Source organism: Acidisoma sibiricum, assembly GCF_057837225.1.
This window is the reverse complement of sequence record NZ_CM174445.1, coordinates 1,688,666-1,709,961: the sequence shown is the minus strand read 5'-3', so window position 1 is coordinate 1,709,961 and position 21,296 is coordinate 1,688,666. Positions and strand designations below refer to the sequence as shown.

21 protein-coding genes are annotated in these 21,296 nt (G+C 62.5%); 9 read left to right on the top strand and 12 right to left on the bottom strand.

The annotated features are described in order from the left end of the window. Nucleotides 1-452 precede the first annotated feature (452 nt). From AC3G7M_RS08225 to AC3G7M_RS08200, 6 genes are all read right to left on the bottom strand, one after another. A complete protein-coding gene (locus AC3G7M_RS08225; protein ID WP_489215517.1) occupies nt 453-1,382 on the bottom strand; it encodes a GGDEF domain-containing protein in 930 nt (309 codons plus the stop codon). 197 nt (nt 1,383-1,579) lie between these two features. Beyond that, nucleotides 1,580-3,055: an amidophosphoribosyltransferase gene (purF, locus tag AC3G7M_RS08220; RefSeq protein WP_489215515.1), complete on the bottom strand. Its 1,476-nt coding sequence runs from the start codon at nt 3,053-3,055 to the stop codon at nt 1,580-1,582. Nucleotides 3,056-3,101: 46 nt separating this feature from the next. Next, complete coding sequence (locus AC3G7M_RS08215) at nt 3,102-3,695, bottom strand: CvpA family protein (protein ID WP_489215513.1); 594 nt, start codon at nt 3,693-3,695, stop codon at nt 3,102-3,104. Beyond that, the gene (radA, locus tag AC3G7M_RS08210) at nt 3,692-5,152 is read right to left on the bottom strand and encodes a DNA repair protein RadA (protein ID WP_489215511.1); all 1,461 of its coding nucleotides are present in this window, start codon (nt 5,150-5,152) and stop codon (nt 3,692-3,694) included. The genes AC3G7M_RS08215 and radA overlap by 4 nt, the downstream gene beginning before the upstream one ends. Before the next feature lie 72 nt (nt 5,153-5,224). Continuing rightward, entirely contained in the window at nt 5,225-5,479 is a 255-nt protein-coding gene (locus tag AC3G7M_RS08205; RefSeq protein ID WP_489215509.1) for a DUF1150 family protein, read from the bottom strand. Nucleotides 5,480-5,534: 55 nt separating this feature from the next. Further along, nucleotides 5,535-6,056, bottom strand: coding sequence for an Hsp20 family protein (locus AC3G7M_RS08200; protein WP_489215507.1), 522 nt, complete (start codon nt 6,054-6,056; stop codon nt 5,535-5,537). Between the two features lie 155 nt (nt 6,057-6,211). Here AC3G7M_RS08200 and def point away from each other — a divergent pair, with 155 nt between their 5' ends. From def to truA, 3 genes are read left to right on the top strand one after another with little or no spacing between them, the layout of a single operon-like run. Beyond that, the gene (gene def / locus AC3G7M_RS08195) at nt 6,212-6,754 is read left to right on the top strand and encodes a peptide deformylase (protein ID WP_489215506.1); all 543 of its coding nucleotides are present in this window, start codon (nt 6,212-6,214) and stop codon (nt 6,752-6,754) included. Between the two features lie 11 nt (nt 6,755-6,765). Next, nucleotides 6,766-7,674, top strand: coding sequence for a methionyl-tRNA formyltransferase (gene fmt / locus AC3G7M_RS08190; RefSeq protein ID WP_489215504.1), 909 nt, complete (start codon nt 6,766-6,768; stop codon nt 7,672-7,674). Then, entirely contained in the window at nt 7,671-8,429 is a 759-nt protein-coding gene (gene truA / locus AC3G7M_RS08185; RefSeq protein WP_489215503.1) for a tRNA pseudouridine(38-40) synthase TruA, read from the top strand. The genes fmt and truA overlap by 4 nt, the downstream gene beginning before the upstream one ends. A 9-nt stretch (nt 8,430-8,438) precedes the next feature. On the opposite strand, the gene AC3G7M_RS08180 is transcribed toward truA, so the two are convergent. The 3 genes from AC3G7M_RS08180 to serB all read right to left on the bottom strand — a co-directional run bounded on the left by AC3G7M_RS08180 (nt 8,439) and on the right by serB (nt 10,818). Then, on the bottom strand, nt 8,439-9,545 hold the full coding sequence (locus AC3G7M_RS08180; protein WP_489215501.1) for a transporter substrate-binding domain-containing protein: 1,107 nt from the start codon (nt 9,543-9,545) through the stop codon (nt 8,439-8,441). A gap of 98 nt (nt 9,546-9,643) precedes the next feature. After that, the gene (locus AC3G7M_RS08175) at nt 9,644-9,919 is read right to left on the bottom strand and encodes a hypothetical protein (RefSeq protein WP_489215499.1); all 276 of its coding nucleotides are present in this window, start codon (nt 9,917-9,919) and stop codon (nt 9,644-9,646) included. A 23-nt stretch (nt 9,920-9,942) separates the two neighbouring features. Beyond that, on the bottom strand, nt 9,943-10,818 hold the full coding sequence (gene serB, locus AC3G7M_RS08170; protein WP_489215497.1) for a phosphoserine phosphatase SerB: 876 nt from the start codon (nt 10,816-10,818) through the stop codon (nt 9,943-9,945). A 71-nt stretch (nt 10,819-10,889) separates the two neighbouring features. On the opposite strand from serB, the gene miaA reads away from it, so the two are divergent. The 6 genes from miaA (at nt 10,890) to AC3G7M_RS08140 (ending at nt 17,893) form a co-directional block, all read left to right on the top strand. Continuing rightward, a complete protein-coding gene (gene miaA, locus AC3G7M_RS08165; protein ID WP_489215496.1) occupies nt 10,890-11,906 on the top strand; it encodes a tRNA (adenosine(37)-N6)-dimethylallyltransferase MiaA in 1,017 nt (338 codons plus the stop codon). A 63-nt stretch (nt 11,907-11,969) separates the two neighbouring features. Next, a complete protein-coding gene (locus AC3G7M_RS08160) occupies nt 11,970-13,766 on the top strand; it encodes an acetolactate synthase 3 large subunit (RefSeq protein ID WP_489215494.1) in 1,797 nt (598 codons plus the stop codon). Further along, entirely contained in the window at nt 13,766-14,284 is a 519-nt protein-coding gene (ilvN, locus tag AC3G7M_RS08155; RefSeq protein WP_489215492.1) for an acetolactate synthase small subunit, read from the top strand. Before AC3G7M_RS08160 ends, ilvN begins: the two co-directional genes overlap by 1 nt. Nucleotides 14,285-14,344: 60 nt before the next feature. Next, entirely contained in the window at nt 14,345-15,364 is a 1,020-nt protein-coding gene (gene ilvC, locus AC3G7M_RS08150; protein ID WP_489216007.1) for a ketol-acid reductoisomerase, read from the top strand. Between the two features lie 161 nt (nt 15,365-15,525). Continuing rightward, a complete protein-coding gene (gene ppk2, locus AC3G7M_RS08145; RefSeq protein WP_489216005.1) occupies nt 15,526-16,443 on the top strand; it encodes a polyphosphate kinase 2 in 918 nt (305 codons plus the stop codon). Between the two features lie 97 nt (nt 16,444-16,540). After that, complete coding sequence (locus AC3G7M_RS08140) at nt 16,541-17,893, top strand: hypothetical protein (protein WP_489215491.1); 1,353 nt, start codon at nt 16,541-16,543, stop codon at nt 17,891-17,893. Here the strand turns inward: AC3G7M_RS08140 and AC3G7M_RS08135 are convergent. Genes AC3G7M_RS08135 through AC3G7M_RS08125 form a run of 3 tightly spaced genes read right to left on the bottom strand, consistent with a single transcriptional unit; the run spans nt 17,883 to nt 21,217 of the window. After that, nucleotides 17,883-18,938, bottom strand: a complete 1,056-nt coding sequence (locus AC3G7M_RS08135; RefSeq protein WP_489215489.1) for a glycosyltransferase family 2 protein — start codon at nt 18,936-18,938, stop codon at nt 17,883-17,885. The genes AC3G7M_RS08140 and AC3G7M_RS08135 overlap by 11 nt on opposite strands. Next, nucleotides 18,931-19,632: a hypothetical protein gene (locus AC3G7M_RS08130; RefSeq protein WP_489215487.1), complete on the bottom strand. Its 702-nt coding sequence runs from the start codon at nt 19,630-19,632 to the stop codon at nt 18,931-18,933. Before AC3G7M_RS08130 ends, AC3G7M_RS08135 begins: the two co-directional genes overlap by 8 nt. Next, the gene (locus tag AC3G7M_RS08125) at nt 19,625-21,217 is read right to left on the bottom strand and encodes a glycosyltransferase (protein ID WP_489215486.1); all 1,593 of its coding nucleotides are present in this window, start codon (nt 21,215-21,217) and stop codon (nt 19,625-19,627) included. The genes AC3G7M_RS08130 and AC3G7M_RS08125 overlap by 8 nt, the downstream gene beginning before the upstream one ends. Between the last annotated feature and the right edge of the window lie 79 nt (nt 21,218-21,296).

Genomic DNA, 21,296 nt, shown 5'->3' with positions numbered 1-21,296 from the left:
GGACTGACATGATGGCGGTTGTGAGAGATGTGGTGATGCGCGCTGCGGCTGCGGCTTTCGTTGCTTCCATGCCGCGCCGCCGCATCAGCATGCGCACTCAATCCTAACAAACCCGCCAAAACCGCCGATGCCGCAACGAGGTTGATCTGCAATCTGCCTGTTAATCGAATCATGAAGCCTGCAGTCTTTATCTATAAATTACCATACAGACCACAAAGTAATGACATAACAACAAATCAAATGCCGTTCTGTTCGACGTCATACTTGATAGTGACATGCCCATCGCTTTGCCGTGAGAGCATCGGTAAAGCAAGCGAGCCCGCCAAGGCAACACCGCTTGGCGACATCATCCTGTCAATAGGGATAATCGTTTGAAATCAGGGAGTAGGCATGAGGCTTTTAGGAACAGGGTCCTAAAACCTGCCTTTCCTGCGCCAGGCTGGTGCCCGCCGTCAGTGTTCCGCGACATGCACCATATTGCGACCGGCGCGCTTGGCCGCATAGAGGGCATGGTCCGCTCGCAACAGCAAACCATCAAGATCCGCGCGGCGCACGTGATCACAGGCCCCGCCGATGCTGATCGTGACCCGTACCGGCTCAGGCGCCAATTGCACCACCCGTTCCTCGACCGCGCGTCGCAGGCGTTCGGCGATGGTGCGGGCCTCAGGCACGGCACATCCCGGCAGCAGAACACCGAACTCCTCCCCGCCCAGGCGGGCGAGGGTCTGCTCCTCCTCCAGCACGGCCGCGCAGCAGGCGGCGATATCCACCAAGACATGGTCGCCGGCCGCGTGGCCGCGGCCGTCATTCACCGCCTTGAAGTAATCGATATCGAAGGTGAGTACCGACAGCGGCAAACGATCCGCCAGGATAAGCTCGGACCCGATTTCAAAAAAGCGCCGACGGTTGGCAAGACCTGTCAGGGTATCCGTATTGGCCAACCGCCTGAGTTCGGCTGCCATCTCATGGCGGGAGGAGACATCGATATGCAGATAGACAAAATAGTCGCCAACCCGGCGGATATGGAATTCGACAACCTTGTCACTGCCGTCCTTGCAGCGGACCACACGTTCATAACAGTCCAGGATTGCATCAGACTGGGTCGCTAATCCGATGCGCGTTTCCCAGGCAGACCGGGCCGAGAGCCGATAGGCAGGGTTCGGATACACAGTCTCGAACCACGTATCGTTCTGCGCGATATCGCGGAGTTCATAGCCGAACAGCGCAGTGAAGCTCTGATTAACGTAAAGCGTCTGATGGTCGAGATTATCGATCTGCAGACCGATCGGGAGCAGGTCGAGGACTTTGGGTGCGACTTCGGTGAGGTTCCAGAGAAGTCCAAGCTGCGTCAGGCTGCTGATCGCATCGCGTGTCAAAGGCATGAGACCATCCACAATCACCAAAGCGCGTGGCACTGGGACAGCTTATGAACTCAGTCCCTTATCGATATGATGCAGAGAAAACCCCGATCACGTCTATAAGCGGCATCCCAGAATCGTCGTTTTGCCGATCGCTCGGACAGCTCTTTTTGCAACACTCACGGCCGAAAGCGGCCTGCCCCAGATGACCGGATTGCGGCTCACCCTGCCTTTACAAGCGTCAACGGCGGGTCCGCCAAATCGTGCAGGGCAATCGGGTAATCCCCGGTGAAGCAGGCGTCGCAGAAATGCGGATTGGCGGCATTCCGGCTGGCGACACCCAGCGCCTGATAGAGACCGTCAATCGAGACGAAGGCCAGGCTATCGGCCCCGATCAGTTCAGCCATTTCAGCCACGTCGTGCCGGGCCGCGAGCAGCTTGCCGCGCTCCGGCGTATCGATACCGTAGAAGCAGGAATGGGTGGTCGGCGGCGAGGAGATGCGCATATGCACTTCCGTGGCGCCGGCCGCGCGCACCATTTCCACGATCTTGCGGCTGGTTGTGCCCCGCACGATCGAATCATCCACCAGAATGACCCGCTTGCCTTGGAGCACCGCACGGTTGCCGGAATGCTTGAGCCGAACTCCGAGATTGCGGATCTGGTCGGTCGGCTCGATGAAGGTACGGCCGACATAATGGTTGCGGATGATGCCGAGTTCATAAGGAATGCCGCTCTCGGCAGCATAGCCCATGGCCGAGGGCACGCCGGAATCCGGCACCGGCACGATGACGTCGGCTTCGACGCCGGATTCGCGGGCCAGCATGGCGCCGATTTCTTTGCGCGCCTCATAAACCGGCTTGCCTTCCATGACGGAATCCGGCCGCGCGAAATAGACATATTCAAAGATGCAGAACCGCGAAGTGGTGCGCGAGAAGGGTTTCACGCTCCGCACGCCCTGGTCATTGATGACCACGATTTCGCCCGGTTCGATATCGCGCACGAATTCGGCGCCGACGATCTCGAGCGCGCATGTCTCGCTCGCGAGAACCCAGCCGTCCGAGCCATCCACATGCGGCAGACGACCCAGGATGAGCGGACGGACGCCTTGCGGGTCTCGCACGCCGATCAAACCGTCCTGGCTCAGGGCAACCAGGGAATAGGCGCCCACAACCTGTTTCAGCGCATCGATCAGGCGGTCAAGCACCGTGGAGTAAAGGCTGATGGCGATGAGATGGATGAAGACTTCCGAATCCATGGTGGACTGAAAGAGACAGCCCCGGCGCACCAGTTCACGGCGGATAGCGGCGGCATTGGTGAGATTGCCGTTATGGCCGACGGCGAAACCACCAAAGGCGAAGTCGGCATAAAGCGGCTGGACGTTGCGCAAAACCGTCTCACCGGTCGTCGCGTAGCGGTTATGGCCGATCGCATAACCGCCCGGCAGACCGGCCATGATCTTGGCGTCGCTGTAATTGTCACCAACAAGGCCGAGGCCTTTATGGATGTGGAAGCGGTCGCCGTCATAACTTGCGATACCGGTGGCTTCCTGACCGCGATGCTGAAGGGCGTGCAACCCGAGCGCGGTGATGGCGGCCGCATCCTGGACGTTCCAGACGCCGAAGACGCCGCATTCCTCATGCATCTTGTCGTCATCGCCGGGCTCTTCAGGCCGCTCAGCACCGTATACGTCCATCATCGACTCATGTTCCCTTCAAGCCGCGATTCCGCGCCATCCTGCGGTCTCATTGGGCCTGCCCGGTCTGCCCCTGGGCCGGAGACAATGCCGAACCCTTGGGCGCAGGCTGCAGCAAGTCGTTCAAAGTGGGCGGTTGCGTGACCGGAGGTGCCATCAGATGAGGATGGAAACTATCCGGCAGAAGTGCCACCGCCTGCTGCGCCCCCTCATACACATAGGGAAGGAGTCGCGCATCACGTATCGGCTGGGGCCAGTCCTGCGGTGTTGTCACCAATCCCGCCAGCACATAGCAAATGACCAGGAGTGCCGCGCCACGGGCGAGGCCGAAAACGATGCCGAGCGTGCGGTCCACCCCGCCCAGCGCCGAACCGCGGACAAGGGCGCCGATCCAGCCGCTGACGACCGAGAACACGATCAGCGCGACGATGAAGACCGCCGCGATCGCGGCCGGGTCGGCGAATTCCTTTGCCTTGATCCACCCCTCAAACCTTGGTTCCACAAAGGGCGCGAACCAGAAGGCGACGACGATCGCGCCGACCCAGGCGCCAACGCCCATCACTTCCCGGACGAAGCCGCGGTAGAAGGCAAGCAAGGCCGAAACGGCCAGCACCGCCAGCATGGCGAGGTCGAACCACGTCATTCAGAATCTTCCAAGGCAGGCTCCGGGAGGGGAGTCTTAGTAGCATCAGGCATGGACGGCGCGGTCGGCGGCTTATCACGAAAACGGGCCAGAAGATCACTGACATGGCCGATTTCGATCAGGCTGAGGCCAGGTGGAGAGGCGATCGGCCGGCGCGTGCCACCACCCAGACGTCGCGGCATGGCGGCGGAGGTAAAGCCAAGCTTGGCCATTTCCTTCAATCTGGATTCGGCCTGGGCCACCTGGCGCACCTCGCCCGAGAGACCGATCTCGCCGAAGAAGGCCAGGCTTGGGTCCGTCGGCTGTCCGGCAGCGGCCGAGGCAATCGCCGCGGCGACGGCGAGATCGGCCGCCGGCTCCGTGATCCGCAATCCACCCGCGACGTTGAGATAGACATCCTGCTGGGCCAGTCTGAGACCGCCGCGGCTTTCAAGCACCGCGAGCAGCATGCCCAGCCGACCACTGTCCCAACCGACCACGGAGCGGCGGGATGACCCGCCGGGATTGGGCGACAACAGGGCCTGTATTTCCATCAGCACCGGCCGCGTGCCCTCGAGCCCCGCGAAGACGGCAGAGCCCGCGATATTGCCGCGGCGTTCAGCCAGGAAGAGCGCGGAAGGGTTGGCGACTTCACCCAGGCCCTGCTCGGTCATCTCAAAGACGCCGATTTCATCGGTCGCGCCGAAGCGGTTCTTGACACCGCGCAGGATGCGGAACTGATGCCCGCGCTCACCTTCAAAATAGAGCACGGCATCGACCATGTGCTCCATGACGCGCGGACCCGCGAGCGCGCCGTCTTTGGTGACATGACCGACGAGGACGAGGGCAAAGCCCTCCTGCTTGGCAAGACGGATGAGTTCAAGCGCCGAGGCGCGCACCTGGGACACCGTGCCAGGCGCAGAATCCAGCGCCTCATGCGCCATGGTCTGGATGGAATCGATGACGAGAAGGGCGACCGCCTTGTCCTTGCCACGCCCGGCGCCGCTGAGCGTGGCCGCAATATCCTGAACGCCGGTCGCGGAAGCAAGTTCGACCGGAGCGCTGGAGAGACCCAACCGGCGCGCGCGCATGCGCAGCTGATCGACTGATTCTTCGCCAGAGATATAGACCACGCGGCGCCCGCGATTGGCGAGGCTGGCCGCCGCCTGCAGCATGAGCGTGGATTTGCCGATGCCCGGATCACCGCCGACCAGAATAGCGGAGGCGGGAACAAGCCCACCGCCGAGCACGCGATCAAGCTCGGGCAGGCCAAGCTCCATCCGGGGTGGGGGCGCGGCCTCGCCTTCCAGACCGACCAGGTTGATACGGCGGCCCGCAGCGGCGACCTTCGCCTGGCCCGCAGGCTGCACCTCTTCCTCGATCGTGTTCCAACCGCCACAGGCTTCGCAGCGACCACCCCATTTGGAGTAGACGGCGCCGCAGCTTTGGCAGACGTAGCGGGCAGTGGATTTCGCCATCAGCGAGACATGCCCGAGGATCGGCACCCGACGAAAGCGAAAATCGCTTCCGCCGGGTGCATAGGCCCCTGACTAATGGACGAAGGCCGGCACCATCTCATGCTCAAGGATGGCATCCCAGGCGAGTTCCTGGTTCGGCGCCACCGCCATCGGCGTGCCGTCAGCGGCATGAATGGCAAAGACCGACTCGCCGCCCATCATCACCGGTTTGATATAGGCGAGGCGCGAAACCCCGAGCTGGGCCAGTTGGGCGGTCGTAATCTGACGAATGTCGAGAACCTGGCCGACCACTTGATCCCCATTCTCAACGCTATTCTGGGTGCGCATCGTTTCATTCCTTTCCGACGGATGGCGCTATGGCCCATCCTATAACGCGCGAAACTTACGGCTCCCCTACGATGCGGGAGACTCCGATATGGGTGCCTATCTCATTACGCAGCTCGGTCACCTCTCGGATGTCACGGCGCGGACGTGCTGGCACGGACGCTGCCTTCGACATCGTATCAATCGGGATTGTCCGCACCCGGGTTTCCGGCTGAGGCCTGATAAGATCGATATGCAGCAATCCGTTATGCAGCCAGGCACCCTTGATCTCGATCCCTTCGGCCAGCACGAAGGCGCGCTGGAACTGTCGGGAGGCGATCCCACGGTAGACGAAAACGCGATTCTGGCTGTCCTCGCTTTGCCGTCCCCTGATGACCAGCTGGTTGTCCTCCTGGGTGATCTGGAGTTCTTCCATGCTGAAGCCGGCGACCGCCAGCGTAATACGGAGGCCGGACGGCCCGGTTTGCTCGATATTATAAGGTGGATAACCCTCAGACTGGGTTTTGGATGCCCGTTCCAGCATCTGCTCCAAATGGTCGAAGCCAAGAAAAAGTGGCGAGGTGAAGACACGAGTAGACATAGGCAGGGAGCCTCCTCTGCATAGAGCGAAGCACTGACGAGCCCAAAATTGGCACTCGCGCTCAACATATAGTGGTTAGATCCGCTCGCCCTTGCAAGGCCCGGAATGCAAGGCTCTCCGTTGATCCATGCGGCTCTGACAGGTAAATCCCCGCCATGACCTCCGAACCGTCTGATACCCCCGAACTTCTGCCCATCGTCATGGCCCCGGACCCGCGGCTGAAAGCCAAGACGCGCCTCGTGACCGAGACCGACCGGGAGACGCTGCGCCTGATGGTGCCGCGCATGTTCGCGACCATGTATGCCGCCCCAGGGATCGGACTTGCCGCCCCCCAGGTAGGGCTGGACCTGCGGCTGGCCGTGATTGACCTGCAGCCGGAGGACAAGCCGGCGCCGATCACGCTGATCAATCCGCGGATCGAGACGATGAGCCGCGAAGAAGCAACGCGCGAGGAAGGTTGCCTTTCCATTCCCGGGCAATATGCCGATGTCACGCGCCCGGAGCGCGTCACCGTTGTCTATCAGGATTTGGACGGCAACTCACAGACGATCGAAGCGGACGGCTTGCTGGCGACCTGCCTGCAGCATGAAATCGACCATCTGGAGGGCGTGCTCTTCGTCGATCACCTGTCAGCACTGAAGCGCAATATGATCATGCGTAAGATGGTCAAGGAAAAGCGGCTCAAGAAGAGCGGCTGAGGGAGACCGCCATGCGTCTGGTCTTCATGGGCTCCCCGGATTTCGCGGTGCCGGCGCTACGCGCCCTTGTGCAGGCCGGGCACGAGGTCGTCGCCGTGTACTGCCAGCCGCCCCGGCCGGCGGGGCGTGGCCAACAGCTACAGCCCTGCCCGGTTCATCGCGCCGCCGAGGCGCTTGGCCTGACTGTGCGTTACCCCGCCAAGCTGCGCGGCAATGCCGAGGCGCTCGCGGAGTTTCAGGCGCTGCACGCCGATGCCGCGGTCGTCGCCGCCTATGGGCTGATCCTGCCGCGCGCCTGGCTGGAGGCGCCGGCGCGCGGTTGCATCAATATCCATGCGAGCCTGCTGCCGCGCTGGCGGGGTGCCGCACCGATCCATGCCGCCATTCTGGCCGGCGATGCCGAGACGGGCGTCACCATCATGCAGATGGACGCGGGGCTGGATACCGGCCCGATGCTGCTGGAAGGCCGCGTTGCCATCGGGCCGCAGGCACGTCTGCCCGAAATCCATGACGCGCTCGCGGCGATCGGCGCCGAGCTGATCCTGAAGGTCCTGAGCGAGAATCCGTCGCCGGTGGCCCAGCCTGAGGCTGGATCGACCTATGCTCCGCGTCTGACACGCGCGGATGCGCGGATCGACTGGGGCAGAAGCGCGGCTGAAATCGAGCGGCAGATCCGGGCCTTCGACCCCTGGCCCGGCACCTTCACGACACTGGCAGCAGAACAGCTGAAGGTTCTCGATGCCGAATTGGCTGACGGCGAAGGCGAAGCCGGCACGGTTCTGGATGATGCGCTGACGATCGCCTGCGGGGACGGCGCGCTGCGCATCACCCGACTGCAGCGGGCGGGCCGCGGCCCTGTGGCGGCCGCCGATTTCCTGCGCGGCTTCGGCGTTCCGGCCGGCACCAAGCTCGGCGGATGACCACCACTTTCGCGCTTCTGCTGGAATATGACGGGCGAGGCTTCGTCGGCTGGCAGAGGCAACCCAATGGCCTGTCCATCCAGCAGGTCCTGGAGGAGGCCGCCGCCAAATTAGCGGGCGGCGCGCCGGTTGCCGCCGCCATCGCCGGACGAACCGATGCGGGGGTCCACGCCGAGGCTCAGGTCGCGATGATCACGCTCGAAAAGGACCTGACGCCCGAACGCTTGCGCGAAGCGCTCAATTTCCACATGAAACCTCATGCGGTGGTGGTGCAGGACGCGCGCGTGGCACCGGACGGCTGGCACCCGCGCTTCAATGCGCTGCGCCGGCGCTATCGCTATGTCATTCTCAATCGCCGCGCCCGCCCGGCGCTGGAACTGGGCCGCGTCTGGCATATGCCACATGCGCTGGAGGCCGCGGCCATGGCCGAAGGCGCGCGGTTTCTGCTCGGACGGCACGACTTTACCTCTTTCCGGGCCGCGAGCTGCCAGGCGAAATCGCCGCTGCGCACGCTTGACCGGCTGGATGTGCGGCGTGACGGCGAACACATCATCATCGAAGCTGAAGCGCGTAGCTTTCTGCATCATCAGGTGCGCAACATGGTCGGCACGCTCAAGCTTGTCGGCGAAGGCCTATGGCCGCCCGCCCGCATGGCCGAGGCCTTAGCCGCCTGCAGTCGCGCCGCCGCAGGCCCCACCGCCCCGCCAGACGGCCTGACCTTCATCAGCGTCGATTACGAGCCACCCATCTTTTGATGACCCGGCTTACGGCGCGACCCCGAAATAGCGGGCTTTCAAATGAGCGAGATAGCCATTCTCTTCGTCCGCGACGATTTGCACGCTAACCGGCCGCGTCAGTGCGCTGCCGCGCGGCGTCGCGAAACCGTATTTTGAAGGCCTGAAGATCGCGCCCACTTCGGTCACCGGCAGTTCAGGATGCGTGTTGTCGTAATATTCCAGCACCGAGGCATCATCGACCACGGCGGAAACCTGATCCTTGAGCATGCCCTTCACCGCCTGGGGAAGGGTCGGATAGGCCTGCAAGCTCAGCGCCGCATCCAGGCAGTAGCTTTCGCCCACGCTGCCATTCACGACCCCCACAGTCTTGCCGGGTAGATCAGCCAAACTATTGATCTGATTGGTAATCGTCGACGCCGTCATTACGCTGGTGATCGACGAGGTGATATAGGCGACGACGCCGACACCGCAGACCATCCAGAGCGCTGCCATGACGCGCCCGCCTACCCCGAACAGCGCCTTGTGGGACGAGGTCTTGCCCGAGGTTGCGACGGACATGACGTGATAGAAGCTCTCGGCCAGTCCCTTATGCCAGGCGCGGGGAAACTCCTCGTCATAGCGGCGGTCGATCAGTGTCAGGGCCGCCGTTGCCATTAGGATGATCGCTACCAGCCAGAGATAGACCCGGATATGGCCGCTTACCCATAGCTGATGGAACAGGGAGCGGATGCCGTCATGCCGGTTCTGATTGATCATCACCCGCAGCCCGGTATCGAACCAGGGCTGGGTGAAGTCCATGCGCTGCAGCCGATCCTGGGTAATGGTCAAATCCATCACCGCGATATCCACTTTGCCGGCCGCGACCGCGTCCAACAGCGCCTTGAATGTCGGCAGACGTTCGTATTGATAAGACAGACCAAGCTTGTCGGCGACGTTCTGCCAAAGATCGATCGCCATGCCGCCATAGCCCGTTGCGGTCTGCATGACGAATGGGGGCGCCAGGATGACGCCAACCTTAACCGGTGCCGCAGCCGGGGTGACCACGGCAGATAGTGTCGCATCGGCATTGCCATGCGCGACCGAGGCCAGTGAGAGAACCGCACCCAGCAGCATCAGCCGGATCAGACGAAGCATCCGTTACCACTCCAAAACCGCTTGGCGATTCGTTGTTTGAGTGATGCCGTCCATGTGGCAGATGCACAAGCGACCAAGCTGAAATATCAGCAACCGTGTCAGATGGGATCGGGCTGAGTTGGGTAGGAATACGGATACCATTCGTCCCGTGTCACCGGCAGCGTGCCTGTCGGCACCGGCTCCTGACGCGGGTCGGTCTGGCCATTCGGCTGCAATTGATCGGCTTCGGTGGTGATTGCGCGATTGTAGCCGGGGCCTTCGACGATGTCGGTCATGACCGCGACGATCACTTCACGCTCCATGCCGTTCTTCACGGCTTCCTCGACCAGCGCGTCCAGCCGCGGCTTCACCCAGTCATGAACCGGCGTCGACATGGGCGAAGCTCCTTTGAACAGGATTACGAGGTGACGAAAGCGGAAGCCGGATAGCCTTGCGCAAAAAGAAGAGCGCGGAGATTGCCGTGATCGATACGGGCGCGCGCCTCCCGTGCCACAATGGGCTTGGCATGATATGCGACGCCCAGCCCGGCGACGGCCAGCATGGCGAGATCATTGGCGCCGTCCCCCACCGCCAAGGTTGCGGCGAGTTTGAGACCGCGCTCCTCCGCCAGCCGCAGGAGAGCCTCTTTCTTGGCCGTGCGGTCGAGAATGGGTTCTGCCACCTCGCCTGTCAGCGCTGCACCATCATCGATCAGCACATTGGCATGATGACGGTCGAAACCAACAGCGTCCGCGACTTTGCCCGTGAAGAAGGTGAATCCGCCGGAGACGAGAGCGGTCAGCGCGTTATGCTTGCGCATGGTGGCGACGAGTTCGCGCGCGCCGGGCATCAGCTCAGTCTTGTCCCAGGTCTTCTCCAGGGCATCGAGCGAGAGCCCCCGCAGCATGGCGACCCGTTTACGCAAAGCCTCGGCGAAATCGATCTCTCCGTTCATACTGAGGCGTGTGATCGCCTCGATCTCCGCCTGAACACCGGCATAGGCCGCCAACTCATCAAGCGTTTCGCTGGTGACGATGGTGCTATCCATATCGGCGACCAGCAGCCCTTTGCGGCGGCCACGCGCCTTGGTGACGATCCAGTCCACCGCCGCATTGCCAAGCGCTTCCTGCAGGGCGATCGCGTCCGGCATCTGGTCGACCGGAATATCCGCGGCCTCCCCGTCAGACAGAATAACGGGCTGGTCGCCATTCACGGCTTCCCCTACCCGACGGATCATGGCAGCACTGAGGCTTGTCGATTGACGATCAGCAATGAGCGTAAGGATATGGCGCATAACGCGCGCAAACTGACCGGGCTCCGAAGATCACGCAAGCTCTGTTGCGGGAATGGGAGAATTCTTCTCACATGCCGAGCAGCACGGCGGTGACGTCGCTCGACTACGCTGAGTCTCAGACACCGACTGCGCGGCTTCCCCTTGCCCTGTTTGTGGCGGGACCCACCTGCAGCGGCAAATCCGCTCTGGCGATGATGATGGCCGACCGTCTCGGCGGCGTCGTCATCAACGCCGACTCGATGCAGATCTATCGCGAGCTGCGTGTTCTGACAGCCCGCCCCAGCCTGGACGACGAAGCCCGTGTGCCTCATGCGCTGTATGGCGTGCGCCCGGCGGCCGAGCCGGGCAATGTCGCCTGGTGGCGAGAAGCGGCATTGGGTGAGATGGCGGAAGCCCACCGGCGCGGCCTGCTGCCCATCCTGTGTGGCGGTACCGGGCTGTATTTCTCAGCCCTGCGCAATGGCCTGTCCGAAATTCCGCCGATCGACCCGGATGCACGCGCGGAAGCGCGCGCGGCCTTGGCGATACTCGGGCCGCAGGCCCTTCACAGCGAACTTGCGACGCGGGACGCTGAGACGGCTGCCCAGATCCGGCCGAGCGACAGCCAGCGCATTGCACGCGCCTATGAGGTCCTGCTCAGTACCGGCCGTGGCCTCGCCTCCTGGCGCAGCCATGTGACGCTGCCGCCCCCGCCCTGGCGCTTCCGTGCCATCCATCTGGACCCGCCGCGGGCCGAGTTGCACGCCATTGCCGCCCGCCGCTTCGATGCCATGCTGGCGGCCGGCGCCCAGGACGAGGTGCGCGCACTTTCAGAGCAAGGCCTGGACCCGGCGCTGCCCGCCATGCGTGCCCATGGCGTGCCCGAGCTTGCCGCCCATTCGCGGGGCGAGATGACATTGGACGCCGCCCGCAACCAGGCCGTGACCAACACGCATCACTATATCAAGCGCCAGACGACCTGGTTCCGACACCATGAATTAGCCGATGACGGCCATATGCATACGATCCATGCGCCAATCGCCGATCTTGCGCAACTTTCGGAAAGCGGAATAGCTGATCTGACTCGTTTTATTCGCGAAGTTGGTTGACGCGACGAGGCCCTCAGGTTCATTACCGGCTCCCAGCAATCAGGCTGCAGTCGGGGAACCGCCATGAATGCCGAAATGAACCACGCCGAAACTCCTGCCGCGGGCGCCCAGGTGCTGCTCCGCGCGCTTAAGGAGCAGGGCGTGGAGGTTATTTTCGGCTATCCGGGCGGCGCAGTCTTGCCGATTTACGATGCGCTGTTCCAGCAGAATGCCATTCGCCATATTCTGGTCCGCCATGAGCAGGCAGCCGTGCATGCAGCCGAAGGCTATGCGCGCAGCACCGGCCGCGTCGGCTGCGTGCTGGTGACGAGCGGGCCCGGCGCCACAAATGCCGTGACCGGCCTGGTCGATGCGCTGATGGATTCCATCCCGCTGGTCTGCCTGACCGGCCAGGTGCCGACGCATCTGATCGGCAATGACGCCTTCCAGGAAGCCGATACGGTCGGCATCACGCGGCCTGCGACCAAGCACAACTATCTGGTGAAGCGCTCAGAAGACCTCGCCCGCGTGGTGCATGAGGCCTTCTATGTCGCCCGCAGCGGCCGTCCCGGCCCGGTGGTGATCGACCTGCCCAAGGATATCCTGATCAAGCCGGCGCCCTATGTGGAAGCGACGAAGGCGCCGCATCGCAGCTACCGGCCGAAGACCGAGCCGGATATCGCACAGATCGACAAGGCCGTGGCGCTGATTCAGAACGCGCGGCGTCCGATCCTCTATACCGGCGGCGGCATCATCAATGCGGGGCCGGAAGCCTCTGCCTTGCTGCGCGAGTTGGTGGCGGAAACGGGCATTCCCTGCACCAATACGCTGATGGGCCTGGGCGCGCTGCCGGCCAGCGACCCACATTTCCTCGGCATGCTGGGTATGCACGGCACCTATGAAGCCAATATGGCGATGCATGACTGCGACGTGATGATCAATATCGGTGCGCGCTTCGACGACCGCGTGACCGGGCGGCTGAATGCCTTCAGCCCGAATTCCAAAAAGATCCACGCCGATATCGACGCCTCCAACATCAATAAGGTCGTGACGGTCGATGTGCCGATCCTGGGCGATGCCGGCCTCATCCTGCGCGCCCTGCTGGAGCGCATCCGCAGCCTTGACGCCCAGCCGGATCGCGTCGCCATCACCGCCTGGTGGCGCCAAATCGACAGCTGGCGCGAAAAGCGCAGCCTGGCCTATGTGCAGCCGGAAGCTCCGGGCTCGATCATCAAGCCCCAGCATGCGATCCGTCGCCTGTTTGAGCTGACGCAACAGAGCGGGCGCGATACGTACATCACCACCGAAGTGGGCCAGCATCAGATGTGGGCGGCCCAGCATTTCGGGTTCGAGCGTCCGAACCACTGGATGACCAGCGGCGGACTTGGGACGATGGGCTATGGCCTGCCCGCCGCCATGGGGGTTCAGGTAGCGAAGCCGGACGCCCTGGTCATCGACATCGCGGGCGAAGCCTCCATCCTGATGAATATCCAGGAGATGGGAACGCTGGCGCAGTATCGCTTGCCGGTGAAGGTCTTCATCCTGAACAACCAGTATATGGGCATGGTGCGCCAGTGGCAGGAGTTGCTGCACGGTAGCCGCTATTCGGAAAGCTATAGCGAGGCGCTGCCGGACTTCGTGAAGCTGGCTGAGAGTTTTCATGCCGTGGGCATGCGCGCGACGACGATCGACGACCTCGACCGCGTCATCCTCGACATGCTGAAATGCGACCGCGCGGTGATCGCCGACATTGCGGTCGATCAGGGTGAAAATGTCTATCCGATGATCCCATCCGGCGCCGCACATAACGAGATGCTGTTGGGACCGGACAAGCATCGCGACAATGCGGAAGTGACCAATGCCGGCATGGTGCTTGTGTAATGAGTGACACGACGAACGGTCAGCGCAGCGCGACCATTTCTGTGCTGGTGGACAATGAGGCGGGTGTGCTGGCACGCGTCATCGGTCTTTTTTCAGGCCGGGGCTATAATATCGACAGCCTGACGGTGGCGCCGGTGGACGCGGACCTGTCCCGCAGCCGTATCACGGTGGTAACGCGTGGCACCGATCTGGTGATCGAGCAGATCAAGGCCCAGCTCGGCCGCCTGGTGCCGATCCATCAGATCGCCGATCTGAGCGCGGACGGGCCGCATGTCGCCCGCGAGCTGGGGCTGATCAAGGTCATCGCGCGCGGCGAACCGCGCGTGGAGGCACTGCGGATTGCCGATGCGTTCCGGGCGAAGATCGTCGATACGACGATCGAAAGCTTCGTTTTCGAGCTGACGGGGGCCAGCGAAAAGATCGATGCCTTCATCGATCTGATGCGACCGCTGGGGACGACCGAGATTTCCCGCAGCGGGGTCGCGGCCATCGCGCGCGGCACCCGGACGATTGGCTAAGACGACGACGGTGGCCCGAGGGCCGCGGACGAGACTGTTTTCAATAGGAGACGAGTGAAGATGCGAGTCTATTACGATCGCGACGCCGATGTGAACCTGATCAAGGGCAAGAAGGTCGCGATCATCGGTTTCGGCAGCCAGGGCCATGCCCATGCGCTGAACCTTAAGGATAGCGGCGTGCGCGAGATGGCGATCGGCCTTCGCGCCGGTTCAACCGGCGTCGCCAAGGCCGAAGCCGCGGGCTTCACGGTCATGGACCCAACGGATGCGGCGAAATGGGCCGATGTCGTGATGGTGCTGACCCCGGATGAAGGCCAGGGCGATCTCTATCGTGAGAAGCTGCACGCCAATATGAAGGAGGGCGCCGCCCTCGCCTTCGCCCATGGCCTGAACGTGCATTTCAACCTGCTCGATCCCCGCGCCGATATCGACGTGTTCATGATTGCGCCGAAGGGCCCCGGCCATACCGTGCGCGGCGAATACCAGAAGGGCGGCGGCGTGCCCTGCCTTGTGGCCGTGGCGCAGGACAAGTCCGGCAATGCCATGGATATCGCCCTCTCCTATGCCAGCGCCGTTGGCGGCGGCCGCGCCGGCATCATCGAGACGACCTTTAAGGAAGAATGCGAGACCGATCTCTTCGGTGAGCAGGTCGTACTCTGCGGCGGTCTGGTCGAGCTGATCAAGGCTGGGTTCGAGACGCTGGTCGAAGCCGGCTACGCCCCGGAGATGGCCTATTTCGAGTGCTTGCATGAAGTGAAGCTGATCGTCGACCTCATCTACGAGGGCGGCATCGCCAATATGAACTACTCGATCAGCAACACGGCCGAATATGGCGAATACGTCACCGGCCCGCGCATCATCACTGCCGAGACCAAGGCCGAGATGAAGCGTGTTCTGGCCGATATCCAGTCCGGCCGCTTCGCGCGCGACTGGATGCTGGAGAACAAGGTCAATCAGTCGAGCTTCAAGGCGACCCGTCGCCGTCTGGCCGAACACCAGATCGAGGAAGTGGGCGAGAAGCTGCGCGGCATGATGCCGTGGATCTCCAAGAACCGCCTCGTCGATAAAGCTAAGAACTAAGCCTTCTCATCCGAACGGGTGATATGCAACGGCCACCAGCCCTTTCGGACTGGTGGCCGTTTTCATTTGCCGCCTGATCGTCATTTTTCAGCTTCGATCCAGCAATTATGCTGCCCGCCGTTTGGGGATATTGGCCTCGTTAAGGTGAGAGTGCTGTGAGCATGGATGACGTCGACCACAAGGCTATTCTGGAGAGCGTGCGCGCCGAATTTCTGGACAGCTTCGACGAGGAGCTGGAAATGGAGCTGGACGATGACCGTCTGGACCGCCTGGTGCGCGATGGCGGGGCAGAGAGCAACGGCACCGCCATCAATCGTCCGTTCTATTTCCGGGAGCTGTTCCGCCTGCAATCCGAGCTGGTGAAGCTGCAGGACTGGGTGCAGACCAATAAGCTGAAGGTCGTCGTGCTGTTCGAGGGGCGTGATGCCGCCGGCAAGGGCGGCGCGATCAAGCGCATCACCCAGCGCCTAAACCCGCGCGTTTGCCGCGTCGCCGCCTTGCCCGCGCCCAATGAGCGCGAGCGCACGCAGTGGTATTTCCAGCGCTATGTCTCCCACCTGCCGGCCGGCGGCGAAATCGTGCTGTTTGACCGCAGCTGGTACAATCGCGCCGGCGTCGAGCGGGTGATGGGCTTCTGCGACGATGCCGATGTCGACGCCTTCTTCAGGGACGTGCCAGAATTCGAGCGCATGCTAGTCCGATCGGGCATCGTCCTGATCAAATACTGGTTCTCGATCACCGATGACGAGCAGCACAGGCGCTTCCAGATGCGCATCAACGATCCCATCAAGCAGTGGAAGCTGAGCCCGATGGATCTCGAGTCCCGCCGCCGTTGGGAGCAGTACACCAAAGCCAAGGAAGCGATGCTGGAGCATACGCATATCCCGGAAGCGCCATGGTGGGTGGTGGAGGCCGTGGACAAGAAGCGCGCGCGCCTGAACTGCATCCACCACCTGCTGAGCCAGATCCCCTATGGCGAAGTGGAACATCAACCGATCGTATTGCCTGAGCGTGTCCGCAACCCGGACTATATCCGCGATCCCGTGCCGAGCGAGATGTATGTGCCCAGCGTCTACTGACGGCTAAAGCCGGACGGACTCTGTCTCCACGCTTTTGCTGGCGCGCCATCATCCATTCCTTTATCGTATCGATATGGATGGTGGCGCGGCAGTCTCTGTGAAGCGTGAGTTTGCCATTATCGGCAACGACGGCCTCTCACCCTTTCTGTATGTTACGCTTGGCCTGCTGGCCCTGACCCAGACCTGGGCGGGGCTGTCGCTCCGCGGCCTCTATGCCGATGGCAGCTACTACGCGGCGCAACTGTGGCTGGCCCAAAGCTTCGTCATCGTCGAACCTTCCCGCCTGACCGCCCAGGTCCTGATGCAAGCGCCCGTGGTACTCGCCATGCGATTCGGCATGTCCAGTCCCCGCGCTGTCGCCCTGCTCTTCAGCCTTTCCACCAATCTCATGCCCTTGCTGCTGACAGCATGTTCTCTGTTCATCCTGCCGCCGCCGCAGCAGCGGCACGCCCTTGTCCCGCTATTCGTTTTTCTGACCGGCGGCATGAGTGCGGCCTTCGCCAGCGTCGCTGACGGACCCTGTGCTGCCGCCTACTGCGCCCTGCTCTTCCTGCTCGTGACGGCAGCGCCGCTGTCGCCGGCCCGGCTTGGCCTGATCCTGCTGCTTGCTTTGGGTTGCCTGCGGCTGCACGAGGCGATGGTGTTCCTGGGGCCGCTTGTGGTCTTGGCCTGCCTGCTGCGGATGCGCGAAGCGCGCGGGTGTTGCAGCTGCGTTTTGGTCCTTGCCGCATTGCTCATTACGGTCGGCAGCCTGCAGGCGGGATTTGATCTTCTGCATCCGCGGATGCCCGGCAATCGGGCCAGCTTTGTGACCGACCTTACCGGCCTGCGCTGGCTATGGACCGTGGACGGCGCGAATATGCCGGCGATTGCCGGCCTAGCGGCCCTTCTGATGCTGCCGCTGGGAGGCCTGCCGCCGCGCCGCCAGACCGGGCTGCGCCCCGCCATAGTTATGCTGTTCACACTCCTGGCAATTGCATCATGGATGTTGCCCGCAAACCCCGCCAGCGCCTTTGCCGCTCGCGGCAATGCCTGCCTAATCGCGGCGGCGGCCCTCGGTCTTTTCCTGACGACGCGGCATTTCGGCTGGCCGGCGAACGAGATCGCGCGGCCCGCCACGCTCGTCGCCGGCGGGCTCGCCGTCTCACTTGTGATCGGCAATTGTCGCGCCGATCTGGATTGGATGCGGTATCGGGAGGCTATGCAAGTCGAATTGCGCCAAGCCGATGGCAAGATCGACTTTCCTGTGTCGCCGCCGATCGCCTTGCAACGCTGCACATGGCCTTGGACGTCCCCGCTGATGAGCCTGTGGCTAGCATCTGGCCCGCAAATCCGCAGTCTACTGCTCAACAAGCCAGGGAGCGGCTGGCAGCCTTTTGACCCGGCCGCCCTCGCGGCGGATCTGCCACTGCCCTTGGATGCTGCGCTGGCCACTGCTTTCAGGCACTGAGGGGCACAGGCGCCTGGTGGATCGCCAAAAAGCTCATGCGGCCGGGATCGAAGTTTTCGGGCCGGCGCAAGATCGGCGGCAGACTGCCAGCGTCCACGACGCCTTTGGCGCGACAGAGCTGAAACGCGAAGCGATAGGCCGCATCGAGTTCCGCATACGTCTCCGGCAATATGGGCCGATCCACCGACTGCCGCTCCTGCATCATCTCATCCAGGCGACGGGCCCAGCGCAGGATAGCAGTGAAATCGGACCAATAACGCCTCCAGGCACCGAGCGCCTGATCAATCTCGGAGTAGGCGCGAATCAGCGGATGATCATGGAGCTGCGCGAACAGCCATTGCGACCGCCCCTGGCGGATGGAGCGCATGCAGAATTCATCGAAGCTGACAGCACGGATCATGCGCGTTCGCGCCTGCGGCTCAAATACGACCGCGATGCCGCGGGCCACCTGGAGGCGCCATGCAAGTTCGATGTCCTCGCACCCGAAACGGAACGCCGGATTGAAAACCCCGACTTCGGTCAATAGCGCCCGTTTGCAGGAGGAGCGGCCACCCCAAAATTCACGAAAACTCAGGATCTGTCCGGGGGCCATCCAATCATGGCTGAAAAGCTGCCCCTTCGGCCCGGTCACATGGCGCATCAGGGGTGAAACGGCGATGGCGGGATCAAGCTCGCTCCTGGCCAGGACTGCGACATTGATGTCACGATGACGGAGATGAGCGGCCAGATGGGCCACCAAATAATCGGGGTCCGGCACGTCATCATCATCCGCGAAAACGATGATCGGCGCCCGACTGGCGAAGACGCCTAAATTCTTGGCTGCCGCGAGACCGGATGCGGCCTGGCAGAACACACGGAGCGGCAGCTGGTCACGGTAGCGTTCCAGAACAAGTGGCGTCTGATCTGACGATCCATCATCGACTGCCACAATCTCAAACCGCGTCTGCGCCAGCGTTTGACGTGCGAACCCTGCCAACGCCCGCGCAAGCAGACCCGCGCGGTTATGAGTAGTGAGGATAACCGAGATTTCAGGAGCGTCATACATAGGCTTCAAGGACGCTCAAGGCGCGGTCAGGCGGCAGATGCGGGTGCGAGGCCAGGCAGATACAATAGGCACGGGCGGCCTCCTCATGACTATAGCCGGTCACAGGCGGGCGGAGACGATGCGCGATGGGAGTTGCATCGACAATTCCCATGCGCAGACCAGCTGCTTCCACGGCTACAGGCCAAACGAAGTCTAGTCCCCAGCCCATGCCGGCATCCGGCCCAAAGGGCAGCAGAAGCGGCATTGCATCCCGCCGGATGGCCGTCAGCGGACCGATTTCTACGAAACGCGTGCGCCGCCCGGCCAGACCCGGCATCTGCATGACAATGCCGTGGTCGACATAGCTGTCCACTGTCCGGGCAGGCTGGCACAAGGCCAGATCGTAGCGCTCGGCCAGCGCCAAAAAGCTGTCGAGAAATCCTGGTGGCAGCTCGATGTCATCATCGGTGATGATCAGCCAGTCGAAACTTCCGACATCCGCCAGCAGACGATCGATCAGGATGAATTTCAGGAGCGGCTTGGTCTCGACCATGACCGTACAGGGCACGTCGCAGGCCCCCTCACCCCCGATGGCAAGGGCCGCCCAGCGCAGGGTGACCGTGTGGCGTCTGCTGGTCAGGAGTTCATAGAGAATATGGTTGGCGGAATGGGCCCGGGCGGCAAGATAGACACCGACGACCAGAACCTCAGACATGAAAGAGCGCCGCGACACGGGGGGCGACCGCCGCTTCCGACAAGGTGGCCTCGACCAACGCCCGCGCCTCTGCCTGCATCCGCGTCCAGGCGGCATCGTCGTCCAGCAGCGTCATGACCTGAGCGGCAAAGGCCGCAGGGGTCTCTGCGACGAGAAGATGCTCCCCATCCTCCGCACCCAAACCCTCCGCACCGATCGCTGTCGCCACCACCGGCAGGCCGGACATCATGCTTTGACCGACCTTGCCCTTCATCCCGGCCCCGAACCGCAAGGGCGCGACGAAGACCCGCGCGCGATCGAAAAACGGCGTCAGATCAGGCACAAAACCCAACACTTCGATACCGTCGCGGCCATCAAGCTCGCGTACCGGGTCGCTTGGATTAGAGCCCGCAATGCAGAAACGAAGGCCAGGGTTTTGCCTGCGCAAAATTGGCCATATGTCGCGGACGAACCAGAGCACCGCATCCGTGTTGGGCTTATGCCAAAAGCCACCCACGAACAGCAGACCACTGCGTGCCTCCGGCCCTGGCGGCAAACGGTGCGGGCTGACAAAGATATTAGGCATGATTTCGACGACCGCCTGCGGCATCAGGTCGAGCAGGACGGCACGTTCCGCTTCACTGATGGCAAGGGTCACATCCGCCATGGCAAGGCAGGCAAGCTCCATCTTGCGCAGACGGCTCGCTTCTTCGCGGAGATGAGGATTGCCATGCAGGTCCGCTTCACGACCCACACGGAGAAAATGGAGATCTACCGTATCGAAGACCACCCGCGCCCAAGGACAATAGGTACGGACCAGCGGGATGACGTCTGAAGCCACCGTTGGGAAGCTGACCATGGCAAAGCGAATGGAGCCACCCGACTGTTGCAGGCATGCGCGGATGCCATCCATTCCATAGGCGAAGCTGGTGACACCGACGTCCCGCAGCGCCTGCTCATATTTTGCCCTCCCCTCTGCGGTGGCAAGAACGCCCGGACCGGATTCAGACCAGTGCGAGCCAAAGATAATCGTCCAGCCAAGAGCCGCGACGAGACCGATCAAAGTCCTGAGGCGCAATCCGCCACTCTGCTGATCGAAAAGCGGCAGATGGTCAGCCACGATCAATATGCTGCCCTGGCTGCCCTTCTCAGGAAGGTTACGGGTTATGCGATCGAAGCCAGGAAAGGCGGAGAGATCGGATGATATAGCAAATGGAATACCATCCGTGGCACCCATTGCGGCTGCATCATTGGTCAGCGGCCGGCGCCGCAGCCAGCTGATCATCCATCTGAGAGGCGCAGTCACGCGCCAGGAGGTTGAGCGATAGATATCGCTGATGAGCTTGTCTTTCGCGGCGAGGCGCGCGGCGTAAACTTGCTCATGAAGCGGGGTCACGACCGTTCTGCCGCCGCCCGTCACCAATCCATGGGTTGCGAGGGTCGCGCGCAGACTGCTCCGCTCGGCGCTCAGGCGCGCGACCTCGCGCTGCAAAGACAGTTCACGCAGCGCTGCCGCACCGCCTGCGCCGGATGGCAGGGGGACCGAGAGCGGCACCTCATGGCCCGCCGATAGAAGTCGTACAGAGTCGAGCGCATCGGGCGACATGCCGCCTCCGCAAGGCTTTGTTAACGATCTCGTATCAATACGATTTCGTTTTGATTTAAGCAAGCGGAGAGGAATGCAG